This is a genomic window from Pseudomonas sp. Pseusp21 (assembly GCF_059492145.1).
Window position 1 is genome coordinate 74,027 of record NZ_CP168520.1, and the last position, 15,592, is coordinate 89,618.

Here is a 15,592-nt window from a genome sequence, read left to right on the forward strand (position 1 = left end):
AAAGGTGAGGGAACATGGATCAGTTGGCACTCAAGGCAATCGAGCGCATCGCCGCCGAACGGCGCGCGCCGTATCAACACATCACGGTCGAGCGGATCACGCCGATCATTGGGGCCGAGATCGGCGGCGTCGATCTTTCGCAGCCGCTGAGCGACGAGCAGCTCGCGGAAATCCGCCGGGCCTTTCTGGAAAACCACGTGGTGGTGTTCCGCGATCAGCACCTGACGGTGGACGAGCACAAGGCGTTTGGCCGGCTGTTCGGTGAGCTGCGGGCGCTGCCAGTGGAAGACATCGACGGTGATGACCCGGAGCTGGTGGTGATCCGCGCCAATGCGCAATCGCGCTACGTGGCCGGCGAAACCTGGCACACCGACGGCACCGCCGATCTGGCGCCGTCCATGGGCTCGATGCTGTACGTCAAGGAAACCCCGGCCATCGGCACCGGCGGCGACACGCTGTTCGCCAACATGCACCTGGCGCTGGAAATGCTGTCGCCGACGATGCAGCAGTTTCTCGGCGAATTGACCGCGATCCATGACGGTGCGATTCCGTGGAAGGGCTATGAGGCGCCGGCCAACCTGCCGAAAACCGAGCACCCGGTGGTGGTTCGCCACCCGGAAACCGGGCGCAAATCGCTGTTCGTCAATTCCGGGTTCACGTCGCACATCGTCCAGTTGTCCGGCGGTGAAAGTCAGGTGCTGTTGAACATGCTGTTCGATCTGGTGGCGCGGGAGCCGGTCCTCAGCTGTCGCGTGCGTTGGGCGCCGAACAGCCTGGTGTTCTGGGATAACCGCTGCACCCAGCACCATGCGGTCTGGGATTATTTCCCGCACTCGCGGTATGGCGAGCGGGTGACGATTCTGGGGACGCAGCCCAAGGCTTGAGTCTAAAAAAGGTGGGAGCGGGCGCCGTTCCCACCGCTCATTTACAGACCTTGTTTGAGCAGTTGCTCGACGATCAACTCGCCAAACGCCAGATTCCCGTGCAGCGGGTCATCCACTTCGCAGTACGCCGGAAGCTGAAAACCCAGCTCATCATTCGCTGCCGCGCGCACATCGATCAGCTCGATGCCGAGCCCTTGCAGGCGCTCGATCAGCAGCGCCTGCGCGGCCATGAACACCCGCGGATCGGACAACTCTGGCACCCGCTGCGGCGGCAGCACGGCGAACACCTTGAGGTTCATCGCCCGGGCCTGTTCATAGAACGCCAGCGCAGGTTTGGACAAGGTGTCGACGATGGATTCGAACAGGGGACCTGCGAGAAAACCTTCGTCGAATTCGCCGTCCGGTGTCTGGTAGCAGGTCCAGTTCGGCGCGGTGGCGAGGTAGTGCAGGCTCAGGCCAATGGTACTCACCAGCGGCACCCCGACCTTCGCCAGTTGCGGCACTTCGAACGGCGCCAGGGCCTGGCGATACAGACGTTCCATCTCGGCTTCCCGAAACAGCACGTCATGGCGGGTCAGGCTGAAAAAATCCACCGCGAAATCCCGGCCGGTGCCCAGCGGGCCGCCGCTGAACGGCAGCTCGCGGGCCTGCGCGGCTTTGCCGATGACCCCGGCATGGGAGTCGCCCAGCAGCAGAAACCTAGGCGTAGTAATCGAGCACGGCGTCTTCACAGACAAGCTCCTCGCTGGACACGCAGGTGGAGGGAATGCTGGCCGGCGTTTGCAGCGGTTGAACGGCGTCGAGCCCGGCGAAAAACTGCTGCATGACAAACGCCACGCCTTCCGGCGTGACCTCGCGCTGGTTGGGCTGGTAGAACGCGCCCTTGAACGGTGTGCCGGTGATGATTTCGTAAGAGGGGAAATAGTCGACGTCGTGCAGGTCTTCACACAGCTGCCCGGCGACGGCGCGCAGGACCGATTTGGAATAGGTGGTGGCGCTCAGCACATGCTCGCCCGTGGCGGTCGCCGTCAGGGGCACCGGTGACACGGTGAGCAGCAGGCGCAGTTGCGGGTTGATCGAACGCATCAACTCCAGCGCCCGGACCATGTCCCCATAGGTGTCCATGAAGCCGAAATTGCAGAAACGGTGACGCAGCGGATCGAAGGTGCCACGCACTGTGCCGGGGCACACGGGATAGACCAGCCCGGTCTGACGGTTCTGCCAAGCTTCGGTCAGGCCGAGGGTGAACACAAAGACTTTGGCCCGGCGCAGGGCAGTGCGGATGGCGTCGAGGGTGGCTTCGCGCGAGGTGAACAGCGCGTCCTCGCTGGCAAAGCCGTCGGGTTCCACGGCGGGGCGGAATGGGTCGAAGAATCGCCCGTCATGGGCCCAGGTTTCGTCGGGGGGCAGGCTCACGCCCAGCGCCCATTCCAGCCATTGGCACAGCATCGCCGGGGTGTACAGATTGCCGGTGCGGAACGAGAACACCCCGTAGTTGTGGGCCTTCCAGTCGGCTGCGGGCAGTTCGGCCGGGGCCGGTTCCGCATCCAGCCAGTTCATGCCGCGCTCCACCAGCGCGCGGCCGATGTGCTGGGCGAAACACGAGCCGGCGGTGACGATGGCGTCCTTGTTGCCGATCTCGAACTGCGGCGTCCACAGTTGATCGATGTTCAGCGCGGGCTTGTCAGCCACGGCGGTGCGCCAGAAAGCGCGGGGTGGCAGGCATTGATAAGGATTCACGACGAGGGCCTCCTTGGCGGTCGCTGATAAAACGGGTCAGGTGATTTGATAGCGGTAGATCAGGTCGTCAAACCACCGATCTCCAATCTGATAGGCCTGCGGCACGCGGCGCTCGAATACAAAACCGCATTTCTCCAAAACCTTGCAGGACGCGATATTACCGTCGGTCACGGTCGACTCCAATGAGTCCAGGCCGATGGCGGTGGCATAGTCGATGATCGCCTGCCGCGACTCGGTGCCAAAGCCTTTGCCCTGATGTTCGGGCAACAGCAGGCAACCCACCTCGGCATGCCCCGGCGACAGGATGCGGAATCCGGTCACGCCCAGTTCCTGCCCGCTGGCCCTGTCGGTCACCACCAGACACAACCAGTGATCCGACTGCGGCCCCCAGGCCGGAAGCCGATGCTCGAAGCCTTTGCGCACCTGTTCCTCGGCGATTTCACCGAACACGTACTGCATGGTTTGCGGCTCGGAATGCAGCCTGAGGAACAGCGGCCAGTCGGATTCGACCATCGTGCGCAGATCCAGGCGTTGCGTGGCGAGTTCGAGCATCCGCTGCTCCTTGCAAGGGCGGAAAGGGAAGACGGTTTTTTACTGGGTGTGGGGCGAAAGATCAATGTTTTGATCGGGCATGTTTTGCAACGCCGACCTTGAACGCGCCCCTTAGCGGTGCTCTCCGGCAGCCACGCTGCCGGAGGTGGATCGGCGAATGGATCGGTTACGGCTTGACCGGTTTGACCAGGTCGGTCTCGCTGCTGTCGAGCACGAACACCGCCAGCAGACGGGACGGTTCGGTGGTGCTGGCATTGGCGCTCACCGCGTGGAAGTCGCCCGGTTGTTCGATGAAGTTTTCCCCGGCCTTGTAGACCTTCTCCGGCCCGTCGCCTACCTTGCTGCGCACGGCGCCCTCAAGCACCGTGGCGTAGATGAACGCGGACTTCGGATGAAAGTGCGCCGGCGAAGAACCACCGGGTGCGTATTCCACCAGCACGCCCTTCATGGATTTTCCCGGAACGTTCGGCAGGGCGCGGTCGAACACCACGGTGACCTTGCCTGCCTGCGGCTCGGCGGCCGAGACGGATGAGATTGAAAGGGCCGCAAACGTGGCGGCCAGCAGGATTCGGCTGAACATGGCGAGACTCCTTCTAAGCGGATGGGGGGGGTTAGCGCTGGATCGATTGCGCCAGCCAGTCTTCAAAGCGCGTCGAGCCCAGGCGCGGGTTGCTGCTACCGGGGGTGAGCGACTGGTCGTCGAGCACGTCGCCGAAGTAGCGGGCGTGGACGTCCGGGATCACTTTGCGGGTGTCGTGGGTGGCGCGGAAAAAACGCCGGACCAACTCGTCGAGCGGCATGGCTTCGGGGCCGGCAATTTCCTGTGTGCCGTTGATCGGCGCTGCCAGTGCCACATCCGTCAGCGCAGCAGCGACGTCGTCAGAAGCCATGGGCTGGATCAGCGCCGGCGACAGGCGCACTTCCTCGCCGACGGTGGCGGACTGGGCAATGCCGCCGACAAATTCGAAGAACTGCGTGGCCCGTAACAGACTGTACGGAATGCCGGACGCCTTGATCAGATTCTCCTGCGCGACCTTGGCGCGGAAGTAACCGTTGGCGGGCAGGCGCTCACTGCCGACAATCGACAGCGCCACGTGATGGCGAACACCGGCGGCGGCTTCGGCGGCAAGCAGGTTGCGGGTGGAGGTTTCGAAGAAGTCGAGTACGGCCTGGTCTTCCCACGACGGCGCGTTGGACACGTCGACCACCACCTGGGCACCGTCCATTGCTTCGGCCAGGCCTTCGCGGGTAATGCTGTTGACGCCGGTGTTAGGCGAGGCGGCGCGGGCATCGTGTCCGCGTTCGCGCAGATTGTTCACAAGTTTCGATCCGATGAGGCCGGTGCCTCCGATAACGACTATCTTCATGACATCTCTCCACTTGCCGACGGCAACCATTGCTGTCGATGTGGGTTGAGCATGCCTGCGGCGTTCGGATGAATCCTTGTGGTGACCTTGGATTTACCTTGGTTTTTTGTCCAGACAGGCCAATCCGTCGGCAGATGCGTAGACCACTGTGCAGGCCGGTGCGGCGGCCCAAGGTCTGCCGTATGATTGAGCGCAAAACCATCGCCCGCTCGGACACGGAGTCGGGGGCGCCAGACCAGAGAACAGCCACCGTGCAATTCGTGTTTGAAGACTACGTGCTCGACCAGCAGTGCCGGGAACTGACCTGGCGCGGGCAAGTCGTGACTGTCGGGCCGCAGGTCTTTGACTTGTTGCTGTTACTGGTCAGCAACCGTGAGCGGGTGGTGAGCAAGGACGAACTATTGAGCGTCGTGTGGAGTGGCCGAATCGTTTCCGAATCAACCATCACCAGCCACATCAACGCCGTGCGCAAGGCCATCGGCGACACCGGTGAGCAGCAGCGCATGGTGCGTACGGTGCCGCGCAAGGGCTATCGCTTCGTCGGCGAAATCACCTTGAGCGACAGCCCCGTCAATGCGCCCGAAGCGCCTGCGATACCCGAAGTGGCCACGACACTTGTCCTGCCGGAAAAGCCGTCGATCACCGTCCTGCCGTTCCAGAATCTCAGCGGCGACCCCGCGCAGGACTACTTCGCCGACGGCATCGTCGAAGACATCATCACCGCGCTGTCGCGCCTGCGTTGGCTGTTTGTCATCGCCCGCAACTCCAGCTTCACCTACAAGGGCAGGGCGGTCGACGCGCGGGGCGTTGGGCTGGAACTGGGCGTGCGTTACGTGCTGGAAGGCAGCGTGCGCAAGAGCGGCAACAAGATCCGCATCACCGGCCAGTTGATTGATGCGTGCAGCGGCACGCATCTGTGGGCCGAGCGCTTCGAAGGCCTGCTCGACGATATTTTCGAACTCCAGGATCAGGTGGCCGAGAGCGTAGTGGGCGCCATTGCGCCGCAGCTTGAACGAGCGGAAATCGAGCGGGCCAAGCGCAAGCCCACCGACAGCCTCGATGCATACGATTACTACCTGCGGGGCACGGCCAAACTGCACATCGGCACCCGAGAGGCGATCGAGCAGGCTCTGGCGCTGTTCTACCGGGCAATCGAACTGGATCCGGAATTTGCCTCGGCATACGGCATGGCCGCGTGGTGCCATTTCTGGCGCAAGCTCAACGGCTGGATGACCGACCGACCCAGGGAAATCGCCGAAGGTGCGCGGCTGGCGCGCATGGGTGTGGAACTGGGGCGCGATGACGCCGTGGCGCTGACCCGTTGCGGTCATGCCCTGGCCCATCTGACCGGGGATGTCGACTGCGGCATCGCCCTGCTTGATCGAGCTCGATTGCTCAACCCCAATCTGGCGCCGGCCTGGTATCTGGGTGGCATCCTGCGCGCCTTGGGTGGCGAAACCGAGGCCGCCATCGCTAACCTTGAGCACGCCGTGCGCCTGAGCCCGCTGGATCCGGAAATGTTTCGCATGCAGGTCGGGATGGCGCTGGCGCACTTCTTCGCCGGTCGCTTCGAATGTTCGGTTTCCTGGGCCGAGAAAGCGCAGGGAAACCTGCCCAGTCTGCTGGTAGCGGCGGCCCTGATCGCCGCGAGCCACGCGCTCAATGGGCGGGCCGACAAAGCCGGGCAGGCCATGGAACGGGTGCGTCAGCTGGACCCGACGTTGCGGGTGTCCAGCCTGCGCGCGTGGCTGCCCATTCAACGGCCTGAAGACGTTGCCCGGTTTGCCGAAGGTTTGCGGTTGGCGGGGTTGCCGGAGTAATGGCTCAGCCGGCCAATCAATCCATCGAAAAATGCATTTGCATGTTCATTGCGGCATCGTACTGATTGCTGGCAACACGGCGTTCGAGCAGGCGATCGGAGCCGCCTTCGGCAACGCGACGTTCAATCAGGCGATCGGAGCCGCCTTCGGCAACACGGCGTTCGATCAGGCGATCTGAGCCTCCTTCGGCTACCCGGCGTTCGATCAGGCGATCTGAGCCTCCTTCGGCTACCCGGCGTTCGATCAGGCGATCTGAGCCGCCTTCGGCTACGCGACGTTCGTTCAGGCGATCCGAACCGCCCTCGGCAACACGACGCTCCATCAGCCGATCCGAACCCCCTTCGGCAATCTGGGTCGGCGCCTTTCTGGCCCGGTGCTGTTGCACTGATGAAGTTTCTGAATCCGGAGCACTGGTTTCCTGCCTGTTCGCCACCGGCATATCGGGCAGGCAACTTGCGCCGAATGCATGAGTGGCAACTATCCAGGTGGCTGAAACAATGGCGACGGGTAATACCAATCCAATAGTTTTCATCGTGATCATCCTGAGTCGTGGTGGGATTTCGTTAATGAACTTCCGGTTGCAACCAGACAGGTTTGAATTCAATCGAATACTTCTAGTGGGAAACTCCATGTTCCTGTGCTGCCAGGCGAATACGGTTGTACGCAATCAAGCGCATGACGTAGCCCAGCTTGATCGCGGTCGGCCCGAGGATCGTCATCCCGTGCGCGCCGACCAGTGTGGGCAAGTTCAAGTGAGCGTCAAACACATAAGCCAGGAAAATCCCCACCATCAACATGCCCAGGCCACCGACCAGCAACACGTGGGACAACTTCAGCACGCGGTACGAGTCTTCAAAAAAGTCATACATGTTGATCAGTCATCCCTGAGTCAATGAGTGGATCGACAAGTGTCGGCGCGCGAGGAAACCACGAAGTCAATAACTTTGCCGGCCGTCGCATTTGATGGAGGGATTTTACTGTTGGCGGTAGGGATCAACCATGTTGCATAAGTTTGGTTTTATCCTGCCAGCGTATGGAGAAGTCATACCAACGTATATAAACAACTCTATGCGCGCCGCATAAGGGCGATACATCTAATGGTTAATGCCCAGACTTTCGGCCATTCGAACCAGATCGGCAAACGACTGCGCGCGCATCTTGCGCATGGCCTGGCTGCGGTGAATCTTCACGGTGATCTCGCTCAGGCCGATGGCACTGGCGATCTGCTTGTTTATCAGACCCGAGACGGCCAGCGCCATCACCGCTTGCTCTCTGACCGTGAGTGTCCCATGGCGTGTGCGCAATTCATTTTGGCGGCGTTCGCACTCGCGGCGTGACCTGTCCCGCGTATGCGCGGCGACCACGGCGTCGATCATTGCCTGCTCGCGAAACGGTTTTTCCAGGAAATCGACGGCACCGGCTTTCATGGCGCGAACGGTCATGGCGATGTCGCCGTACCCGGTCATGAAAATGATTGGCAAATGGATGTTGGCGTCGGCGAGCGCCTGCTGAAAGACCAGCCCGCTGGTGCCTTGCAATCGCACATCCAGCACCAGGCAACTGGGCAGGTCAGGTCGCTGGTATTGCATGAAGTCGGCGACCGATCCGAACAGCTCGACGCGCAGGCCGATGGAGCGCAGCAGGCTGCCAAGCGCCTCACGTAGAGGAGCGTCATCATCAATGATGAAAACGATGGATTCGGGGTTTCGCTCGGGTGCAAGTTCTACGTCCATACGCTGGATGGCTTCGCGGCGATCGGGTTGCGCAGGATGCTGAACAATCCAATGGAAAGCTTTGACCGAGCCTCCGGTTTTCATTGGATTTTGCTTGGGTAAGCGTCCAGAGGCCATCGACCGGGAGTTTGATCAATCGATGGCCTCGGTGGGTCAGTTTCCTGCCCGGGCGACTATCGCAAAATTCCCCGGCGCCTTTTCCAGCAACCCCAGGAATCTCACGAGATCGACCTTGCTGCCATCCACTTTCAGATCATCGGAAGTTAGCGTTTCCTTGAGTCCGGCAGCGCCGCCCAGCAGTTGGACGAACAGGTCCTTGGTGACAGTCAGCGTTGCGTTGGCGTTCGCCGCCGTCGGGCCTTTTCGATAGTGCAGCACGGCGTTCTCGATCCACAGCACGAACGATTCGTCGGTATCGGTCAGCACCAGATTGAACGTCCAGTGCTTGCCATCCGCCGCCGGCCCGTCGAGGCTCGCAGCCATGGCTTCGAGGAAACGTTCGGTGGGCGTCTGCTTCATCAGCTCGATCAGGTCGGAGCGTTTGACGCCCTTGGCCGGCGGGCCGTTGCGCAGCTCCATGGCCGCCGTCAGGTAACTGTTGCGCCAGGTTGCCGATTCCGCCTGATAGCCCATCTGTTCGTACGCGCGGGCCAGCAGTTCCTTGGCGGCGGTGTCGTCGGGTTTGGCGAGCACGGCCTGATCCAGCAGCTCAGCGACCCAGCGGTATTCGCCCTTGTCATAGGCCACGCGCGCGGCCTCAACCACCTTGGCGTTACCTCCCATCAATTCGACGTAGCGCTTTGCCGATTCCTTTGGCACCAGCGGATTCAAGTGGGCGGGGTTGCCGTCGTAGGCGCCCAGGTACATCTGGTAGATCGCTTTTACGTTGTGGCGCAGGTCGCCGTAATAGCCACGGGTGCCGAAGTACGATGCCAGCGAATCCGGCAGCTGGATCTTGTCGGCGATCTCGTTGGGGATGTAGCCGGCGTTCATCAGGCGCACGGTCTGGTCGTGCAGGTATTTGTAGACGTCGCGGTGCTTGGTGATGAATTCGCGGATCCGCTCGTTGCCCCAGATCGGCCAGTTGTGCTGACCGAAATAGACCTCGGTGTCGCCCAGCTCATCCAGGGCGATTTGCATGTAGTCGGACCAGCGCAGCGCATCGCGCACCTTGGCGCCACGGATCGGCAGCAGGTTGTGCATGGTCTGCGTCAGCAGCTCCGCACCGCCGTATGCCTTGAGCGCGGGGATCGAAAAGGTCAGCTCGGCCGGGGCTTCCGCGCCGGGCATGTTGTGGAATACGAAGCTGACGCCGTCGAGTTCCAGCGGCTGGATCGGCTGGTCGATGATCTGCGTTGGCGGCAGGATGCCCATGCTGCCGTAGGCGACGTTTTTGCCCAGCCCGGTGTCGACGATGCCGGTGGCGCCCGGCGTCAGGTTCTTGCCGAACTGATACATCGAACGCCGCGCCATCGCCGGGCCCGCCAGGATGTTTTCACTGGTGGCTTCCTCCATGAAGCCGGCGGGCGCGACGATGGGAATGTTGCGCTGGGCCACTTCACTGCTCGAGGTGATGCCCAGCACACCGCCGAAATGATCGGCATGGTCGTGGGTGAAAATGATCGCGGTGACAGGCTTGTTGCCCAGATGCTCGCGGGCGAAGGCCAGCGCTGCGGCGGCAGATTCCCGGGAGGTCAGCGGGTCGACCACGATCCAGCCGGTCTGCCCGTCGATCAGTGTCATGTTGGCGATGTCGAAACCGCGCAACTGGTAAATCCCGTCGCGGACCTTGAACAGACCGATCTGTGCGTTGAGCATCGCGTGCCGCCACGGGCTCGGGTTGACGGTGGCCGGCGCCTGGCCTTCGACGAAGCGGTACGCGTCGAAATCGATCAGGACATTGCCGTCGGAGCCGAGGATCTTGCCGGTGGGGCGCGCGATGAAGCCGCGTTGGGCATCTTCCATGTCGCGGTTGTCGCTGAGATCCAGGCCCTTGATCGACGCCTGGATCAGCGCGGCCGTGGCGGGCGTGGCGTCGCCGGCTGCGATGCTGGGCTTGTTGTCGCAGCCGGCGAGGGACACCAGCGTCAGGGCGAGGATCGTGTAAAGGGTCGGTTTCATTCTTGTTGTTCTCCGAGGGTCGAATGCGCTCCAGCCTAGGGGCAGGGCAGCGATGTATCCAATGCATTATTTACATCCGGATAATGCGTCGCTAGCATCGCGGGAATGGACCTCAAACGACTGTCACACCTTCTCGCGCTGGCCGATGAACGCCATTTCGGCCGCGCGGCCGAGCGCGTGCACCTCAGCCAGCCGGCCCTGAGCCGCAGCATTCAGGCGCTGGAAAGCGAAACCGGGCAGCGCCTGTTCGATCGCGACACCGGCGATGTCCGCCCGACGCCGGCGGGGGCCTTTCTGATCGAGCGGGCGCGGCGGCTGTTGTTCGATGCCCGGTCGCTGGAGCGGGACATGGCGCTCTACAGCGATCGCCAACTGGGCAGCCTGGCGTTCGGCGTCGGCCCGTTCCCGGCGGCGATGTTGATGCATCAGGTGGTGCCGCGACTGCGCCTGGATCACCCGGCAGTCACCCTGCGCGTTGAAGTGAACAACTGGCAGATTCTCGAAGCGCGGTTGCGTGCTGAAGCGATCGAATTCTTTGTTGCTGATATCCGTAACTTCACCGCGGAATCCGATCTGCTGATCCGTTCGCTGGGCCAAGTCTCGGCAGGCTTTTTCGTACGACCGGAGCACCCGCTGGCCGGACGCCAGGTGTCGATGGGCGAACTGGAAGGCTACGGCATCGCCACAACGCGCCTGCCGGAAGTGGTGAAACTCGAGACCGCCCGAACCCTCGGCATCTCCACCCGCCAGGCGCTGCCCATCGTGTTGGAGTGCGATGATGTGGCGTTGCTCAAGACCGTTGCTGGTTCAACCGACACCATCCTCGGCGTTATCCATGGCGCCGTGGCTGAAGACATTCGGGTGGGGCGTTTGATCGAGCTTCATGTTGTCGACAGGCCGGGATTTCATTCTGAAATCGGGGTGGTGAGTTTGCAGGGTAGAAGCTTGTCGCCGACGGCGTTGTGTGTGATTGAGGCTGTGGTTGGCGAGATGCAATCCGTTCACGTCGAACAATCCCCACGTTTTTAGAGACGCGTCCTACAGCCCCGATTTTCCTGCTTCGTTAACGTCGTGCAGCCCCTTGCGAGGGGCTGTCGATGCATGAACGAAAGGACAATCAGTGGCTGGTCAAAAGGACATTCCTCGGGTTCCCAACCCACCGGCGGGCGACGGGCATCACGTTACCTACCGCTACATGACGGCCACCGAACTGGCCGATCAGCAAGAACGACAAGACAAGTACGACGCCATGCTGACGAGGCAGGACGCCTTCGAGCGCAGCCGTGAGGTGGCGGCGAACAAGCCTGAGCCGGTGCGCGCGGGCTGCGTGTTTGCCAAGTCGTGCAAGCTGCCGGACGCGATCATCGATTACTCGAATCCGTCGGGGATGGTGCCGACAGACAGCCTGAAGGATTACGGCGAGCTGATTTTGCTCGGTGGGCGTGAGGCCAATGACAGCGGTGGGATTGAACTCAAGAAAATCAGCGGCACTGCCATTCCTGCGGGGCTGGGCACTTTTGCCCTTGCCGGTGAGGCGTTCAAGGCATTGCCCGCGCTGGCCTCTGCTGCCGTCATCAGCCCGCTGCTCGGGCTGGTGGCGATGTTCATGCCCTCGAACCTGGGCGACAGCGCGCTCTATACCGAAGACCAGTTGCTCGCCCTCAAACAGGCCCGAACCCGCGTGCGCCTGCGCGTTGAACAGCAGGCCGATGGCAGCCTGAAGGGTTACGGCTTCTACACCGGCAAGAATCGCGATTGGGAGATGGTTGATGTTGTGCAGTTCGCTGCACGCGATAGCCGGTTTGTTGCAGACCTTGGTGACGGTGTTGAGCTGGTCTGGACGCCGGCTGTGGATGGTTCCGACATTCTTGGTATTCCGGCACTGGAGGCTGCTCCGCAGGCGCCGCATATCTGGGTGTATCCGCCGACGAAAGCGGCGGAGGGGATTCTGGTGAATCCGGTTTATCCGCCGGAGTATCGGGATTTCATATTGGTGTTTCCGGCGAGTTCCGGGGTTAAGCCGATTTATATTGTTTTAAATGTACGCGGCCATGGCACAGCCAAGGCTGGTCACACCTACCACCCGGCCCCTGAGACAGACGAAATCACAGCGTTTCCAGGATTGAGAAGAGCGAAAAAGAAAACCCCGTACTCGGGTGGTCTCCGGGATCGCTGGATAGACGCAAAAGGGAGGACGATATATGAATGGGACTTTCTTCACGGAGAGCTTGAGGCCTATCGCGCGAGCGACGGTACTCATTTGGGGTCGTACGACCATAGAACCGGTAAGCAACTAGATCCCCCTAAAGGGAAAAAGCGAAGCATCAAAAAGTACTTGTGAGGGATTTATGGGATTGAAAGCCAGACTTGAATGGTATGACAAGGAAACCGAGCTCGGTATGGGAGAGGAATTATCGAAAGATTTCGGTGACGACGGTGCTGTAATCGAATCACTCGGCATACCAATTGAAAATAATATAAACAATGGCGGATTCGACGTGCTCTCAAACTGGGTGAGCATTCTTCAACCGAATTTCAACCATGTCATTGATCCATCTTCTTACGACTACCAAATTTCGTTCGTTTACCGTGATCAATGGTAAGCACCAAAACAATACCCCGATCAGTCATCTGATCGGGGGCTAAAACTGCGAATGAGATTAGTCAGCCCCGCTGACCCCGCCCCGGATAATTGAGCACAAACTGCACATGCGCCTTCACCCCGGTGGCCAGTGTCGCGTCATCGGCGGTGAAGTAGGGGCTGTGGTTGTTCGGCGCCTTGTTCATATCCTGGCCTTCCGGCGTTGCGCCGAGGAACACGAACAGCCCCGGCACTTTGCGCGCGTAGTAGGAGAAGTCTTCGCTCGGCGACAGCGAGGCGGGCAGGCGCTCGACCTTGCCCGGTGCTGCCAGTTCGAGAGCCGGGATCATGGCTTCGGTCAGGGCCGGATCGTTGGTGGTTACCGGCGCATTGTTCACCAGCAGCAAATTGGCCTGGGTCTCGTAGGCGCTGGCGATGCTGTTCACCAGCGGCGGCATCTTTTTCAAGATCGTGTCGCGGATGTCGGCGTTGTTGGTGCGGATGGTCCCGGTCATTTCCACGGTCTCGGGAATGATGTTGGCCGCCGAACCGCCATTGATCGTACCGACGCTGATCACGCCCATGCCTTGGGTCAGGTCGATGCGCCGACTGACCAGCGTCTGCAATCCGCTGATGATGCCTTGGCTGGCGACAATCGGATCGACACCGCTCCAGGGCGCCGAGCCGTGAGTCTGCTGGCCCTTGACTGTGATGCGAAACGAATCGCTGCTGTTGAGCACGGTTCCGGATTTATAGAACAGATGCCCGGTCGGATAACCCGCCATCACATGCACCCCGAACACCGCCTCGACCTTGGGCGAATCGAGCGCGCCATCGCGGATCATCGCTTGCGCGCCAATCAAAGTGTCGGTCTGGAATTCATCGACATCGGCCGCGCCTTCTTCAGCCGGCTGGAACAGAAACACCACCGTCCCGCGTACCTGATCCCGATGCTCGGCCAGCACCTTCGCGGCGCCTAGCAACATCGCGGTGTGGGTGTCGTGCCCACAGGCGTGCATCACCGGCACGCTCTTTCCCAGCCGCGTGCTGGAGGCCTGACTGGCGAACGGCAGGTTCGTCATCTCCTTGACCGGCAGTGCGTCCATGTCGGCGCGCAACGCAACCACCGGCCCCGGCAATCCGCCTTTCAGAACACCCACAACCCCCGTCTTGCCGACCCCGGTGCGCACTTCAATGTTCGACGCCTTCAGCCGCTCAGCCACCAGCGCGGCAGTCTTGAATTCAAGATTGCCCAGCTCTGGATGCTGGTGAATCGTGTGGCGCAGATCAATGACTTCCTGATTGACCGCGCTCACGGCGCCATCGACCCAGGGCGCATCGGCGGCATGGCTGGCAGTGGCAACAAACGAAGACAGAACGGCGAGGCACAGCGAGGTTTTGCAGAAACGGATCAAGGCGGGACTCTCTCTTATGGTTTTTATTGGCGTCAGAGGGTATGCCGCGATGCAAGACGGAACAAACGAGTCTGGCCGGTAATCGCACGGCTTTTGGATTTTTGCGTTTTTGCCAGAACGCGGCCTTCAACGGATTGTTTTCCATCGCCTGATCCGCTTCACTGTGGCTCTTTTGCCTGAGCGGAAATCAATCATGGAACGATGCGAAGCACTGGTCATCGGCCTCGGCGCCATGGGCGCGGCCACGGTGTATCAACTGGCGAAGGCCGGGGTCAACGTGGTCGGCATCGACCGCCACCATCCGCCGCACACATTCGGCTCCAGCCATGGCGACACCCGCATCACCCGGCTGTCCGTGGGCGAGGGCGCGCAATACGTGCCCATCGTGCGCAACTCCCACCGCATCTGGCGCGAACTGGAAGCGCTGTCGGGCGAGTCCCTGTTCGAACAGACCGGCCTGCTGGTGCTGACCTCCAGCCCCGACTTCGATCCCGGCGACGAAACCGACTTCACCCTGCGCACCATCGCCCTGGCACAGACCTACGGCATCGAACACGAAGTCCTCGACGCTGCCCAGATCCGCCAGCGCTTCCCGCAGTTTGCCCAGGTGCGCGACGACGCCATTGGCTACTTCGAGCCCGAAGGCGGTTTTGTACGGCCCGAGCGCTGCATCGACGTACAACTGAGATTGGCCGAACAACACGGCGCCACGCTCTATAAGGGCGAGACCGTGACCCACATCAGCTCGGACGAACAGGGCGTCACCGTCACCACCGACCAGCGCACCGTGCGGGCGAACAAACTGGTGGTCACCGCCGGCAACTGGGCGGGCGGCTTGCTCGGCGCACCGTTCGACAAACTGCTCAGCGTCTATCGGCAAAAACTGTTCTGGTTCGAGACCGAGCCTGACGCCGGACTGGTCGGCCACTCACCCACGTTCATCTTCACTCACGGACCGGACGACGATTTCTATGGCTTTCCCGCGTTGCCGGGGGAGGGCAGTTTGAAGGTGGCGACGGCGCAGTATCACAGCACATCCACGCCTGAAACTCTGAATCGCGCAGTCTCGGCCGAGGAAGAGCGCGAGATGTACGAACAGCAGGTGCAGGGGCGGATTGCCGGGCTGACGGATCGGGTGGTGAAGTCAGCGGTTTGCGCCTACACCGTTACGCCGGATCGGCATTTCATCATTGATGAGCATCCACGGTTGCAACACACGTTGGTGGTGTCGGCGTGCTCCGGGCACGGGTTCAAACACTCGGCGGCGCTGGGGGAGGCGTTTGCGCAGTGGTGTTTGCGGGGGGAGAGTGAGCTGGATCTTTCGTTGTTTTCGGTGGGGCGGTATGAGCGGGAGTGACAACATTCGTGAGGGACTGCTA

The 15,592-nt window shown here is 61.4% G+C and carries 16 protein-coding genes; 6 read left to right on the forward strand and 10 right to left on the reverse strand.

Annotated features, from left to right (window positions below):
• Positions 1-14 precede the first annotated feature (14 nt).
• On the forward strand, positions 15-884 hold the full coding sequence (locus ACEN93_RS00250) for a TauD/TfdA dioxygenase family protein (RefSeq protein ID WP_495610835.1): 870 nt from the start codon (positions 15-17) through the stop codon (positions 882-884).
• A 41-nt stretch (positions 885-925) separates the two neighbouring features.
• On the opposite strand, the gene ACEN93_RS00255 is transcribed toward ACEN93_RS00250, so the two are convergent.
• From ACEN93_RS00255 to ACEN93_RS00275, 5 genes are all read right to left on the reverse strand, one after another.
• Complete coding sequence (locus ACEN93_RS00255; protein ID WP_178076435.1) at positions 926-1,615, reverse strand: hypothetical protein; 690 nt, start codon at positions 1,613-1,615, stop codon at positions 926-928.
• Positions 1,584-2,624 carry a GSCFA domain-containing protein gene (locus tag ACEN93_RS00260; protein WP_495610836.1) on the reverse strand — a complete coding sequence of 347 codons (1,041 nt, stop codon included), beginning with the start codon at positions 2,622-2,624 and terminating at the stop codon, positions 1,584-1,586. Before ACEN93_RS00260 ends, ACEN93_RS00255 begins: the two co-directional genes overlap by 32 nt.
• Before the next feature lie 36 nt (positions 2,625-2,660).
• Positions 2,661-3,176: a GNAT family N-acetyltransferase gene (locus tag ACEN93_RS00265; RefSeq protein WP_495610837.1), complete on the reverse strand. Its 516-nt coding sequence runs from the start codon at positions 3,174-3,176 to the stop codon at positions 2,661-2,663.
• 166 nt (positions 3,177-3,342) lie between these two features.
• The gene (locus ACEN93_RS00270) at positions 3,343-3,756 is read right to left on the reverse strand and encodes a cupin domain-containing protein (RefSeq protein ID WP_285414100.1); all 414 of its coding nucleotides are present in this window, start codon (positions 3,754-3,756) and stop codon (positions 3,343-3,345) included.
• Between the two features lie 31 nt (positions 3,757-3,787).
• Positions 3,788-4,543 (reverse strand): SDR family oxidoreductase, encoded by a 756-nt coding sequence (locus ACEN93_RS00275; RefSeq protein WP_085649148.1) that lies wholly within the window; start codon positions 4,541-4,543, stop codon positions 3,788-3,790.
• 251 nt (positions 4,544-4,794) lie between these two features.
• On the opposite strand from ACEN93_RS00275, the gene ACEN93_RS00280 reads away from it, so the two are divergent.
• Positions 4,795-6,363, forward strand: coding sequence for a winged helix-turn-helix domain-containing tetratricopeptide repeat protein (locus ACEN93_RS00280; protein ID WP_495611531.1), 1,569 nt, complete (start codon positions 4,795-4,797; stop codon positions 6,361-6,363).
• Between the two features lie 16 nt (positions 6,364-6,379).
• Here the strand turns inward: ACEN93_RS00280 and ACEN93_RS00285 are convergent, their stop codons facing one another.
• From ACEN93_RS00285 to ACEN93_RS00300, 4 genes are all read right to left on the reverse strand, one after another.
• Positions 6,380-6,895, reverse strand: a complete 516-nt coding sequence (locus ACEN93_RS00285; RefSeq protein WP_495610838.1) for a hypothetical protein — start codon at positions 6,893-6,895, stop codon at positions 6,380-6,382.
• 82 nt (positions 6,896-6,977) lie between these two features.
• Positions 6,978-7,232 carry a hypothetical protein gene (locus ACEN93_RS00290; protein WP_039771078.1) on the reverse strand — a complete coding sequence of 85 codons (255 nt, stop codon included), beginning with the start codon at positions 7,230-7,232 and terminating at the stop codon, positions 6,978-6,980.
• A 225-nt stretch (positions 7,233-7,457) separates the two neighbouring features.
• Positions 7,458-8,096 (reverse strand): response regulator transcription factor, encoded by a 639-nt coding sequence (locus ACEN93_RS00295; RefSeq protein WP_074690961.1) that lies wholly within the window; start codon positions 8,094-8,096, stop codon positions 7,458-7,460.
• 153 nt (positions 8,097-8,249) lie between these two features.
• Positions 8,250-10,217, reverse strand: coding sequence for an alkyl/aryl-sulfatase (locus ACEN93_RS00300; protein ID WP_495610839.1), 1,968 nt, complete (start codon positions 10,215-10,217; stop codon positions 8,250-8,252).
• 105 nt (positions 10,218-10,322) lie between these two features.
• Here ACEN93_RS00300 and ACEN93_RS00305 point away from each other — a divergent pair, with 105 nt between their 5' ends.
• The 3 genes from ACEN93_RS00305 to ACEN93_RS00315 all read left to right on the forward strand — a co-directional run bounded on the left by ACEN93_RS00305 (position 10,323) and on the right by ACEN93_RS00315 (position 12,820).
• On the forward strand, positions 10,323-11,246 hold the full coding sequence (locus tag ACEN93_RS00305) for a LysR family transcriptional regulator (protein WP_495610840.1): 924 nt from the start codon (positions 10,323-10,325) through the stop codon (positions 11,244-11,246).
• A gap of 91 nt (positions 11,247-11,337) precedes the next feature.
• A complete protein-coding gene (locus ACEN93_RS00310) occupies positions 11,338-12,558 on the forward strand; it encodes an S-type pyocin domain-containing protein (protein WP_495610841.1) in 1,221 nt (406 codons plus the stop codon).
• A 7-nt stretch (positions 12,559-12,565) separates the two neighbouring features.
• Complete coding sequence (locus ACEN93_RS00315; RefSeq protein ID WP_163974841.1) at positions 12,566-12,820, forward strand: colicin E3-like toxin immunity protein; 255 nt, start codon at positions 12,566-12,568, stop codon at positions 12,818-12,820.
• A 61-nt stretch (positions 12,821-12,881) separates the two neighbouring features.
• Here ACEN93_RS00315 and ACEN93_RS00320 read toward each other — a convergent pair whose 3' ends face one another.
• On the reverse strand, positions 12,882-14,213 hold the full coding sequence (locus tag ACEN93_RS00320) for an amidohydrolase (RefSeq protein WP_495610842.1): 1,332 nt from the start codon (positions 14,211-14,213) through the stop codon (positions 12,882-12,884).
• Positions 14,214-14,406: 193 nt separating this feature from the next.
• Between ACEN93_RS00320 and solA the strand changes: the two genes are divergently transcribed.
• Entirely contained in the window at positions 14,407-15,570 is a 1,164-nt protein-coding gene (gene solA / locus ACEN93_RS00325; protein ID WP_495610843.1) for an N-methyl-L-tryptophan oxidase, read from the forward strand.
• Positions 15,571-15,592: the final 22 nt, after the last annotated feature.

What these genes read in the sequence shown, in the direction of transcription:
- ACEN93_RS00270 (WP_285414100.1), bottom strand. Translation starts at nt 3,756, where the DNA reads ATGTTCAGCCGAATCCTGCTGGCCGCCACGTTTGCGGCCCTTTCAATC.
- ACEN93_RS00275 (WP_085649148.1), bottom strand. Translation starts at nt 4,543, where the DNA reads ATGAAGATAGTCGTTATCGGAGGCACCGGCCTCATCGGATCGAAACTT.
- ACEN93_RS00290 (WP_039771078.1), bottom strand. Translation starts at nt 7,232, where the DNA reads ATGTATGACTTTTTTGAAGACTCGTACCGCGTGCTGAAGTTGTCCCAC.
- ACEN93_RS00250 (WP_495610835.1), top strand. Translation starts at nt 15, where the DNA reads ATGGATCAGTTGGCACTCAAGGCAATCGAGCGCATCGCCGCCGAACGG.
- ACEN93_RS00265 (WP_495610837.1), bottom strand. Translation starts at nt 3,176, where the DNA reads ATGCTCGAACTCGCCACGCAACGCCTGGATCTGCGCACGATGGTCGAA.
- ACEN93_RS00305 (WP_495610840.1), top strand. Translation starts at nt 10,323, where the DNA reads ATGGACCTCAAACGACTGTCACACCTTCTCGCGCTGGCCGATGAACGC.
- solA (WP_495610843.1), top strand. Translation starts at nt 14,407, where the DNA reads ATGGAACGATGCGAAGCACTGGTCATCGGCCTCGGCGCCATGGGCGCG.
- ACEN93_RS00285 (WP_495610838.1), bottom strand. Translation starts at nt 6,895, where the DNA reads ATGAAAACTATTGGATTGGTATTACCCGTCGCCATTGTTTCAGCCACC.
- ACEN93_RS00315 (WP_163974841.1), top strand. Translation starts at nt 12,566, where the DNA reads ATGGGATTGAAAGCCAGACTTGAATGGTATGACAAGGAAACCGAGCTC.
- ACEN93_RS00300 (WP_495610839.1), bottom strand. Translation starts at nt 10,217, where the DNA reads ATGAAACCGACCCTTTACACGATCCTCGCCCTGACGCTGGTGTCCCTC.
- ACEN93_RS00295 (WP_074690961.1), bottom strand. Translation starts at nt 8,096, where the DNA reads ATGGACGTAGAACTTGCACCCGAGCGAAACCCCGAATCCATCGTTTTC.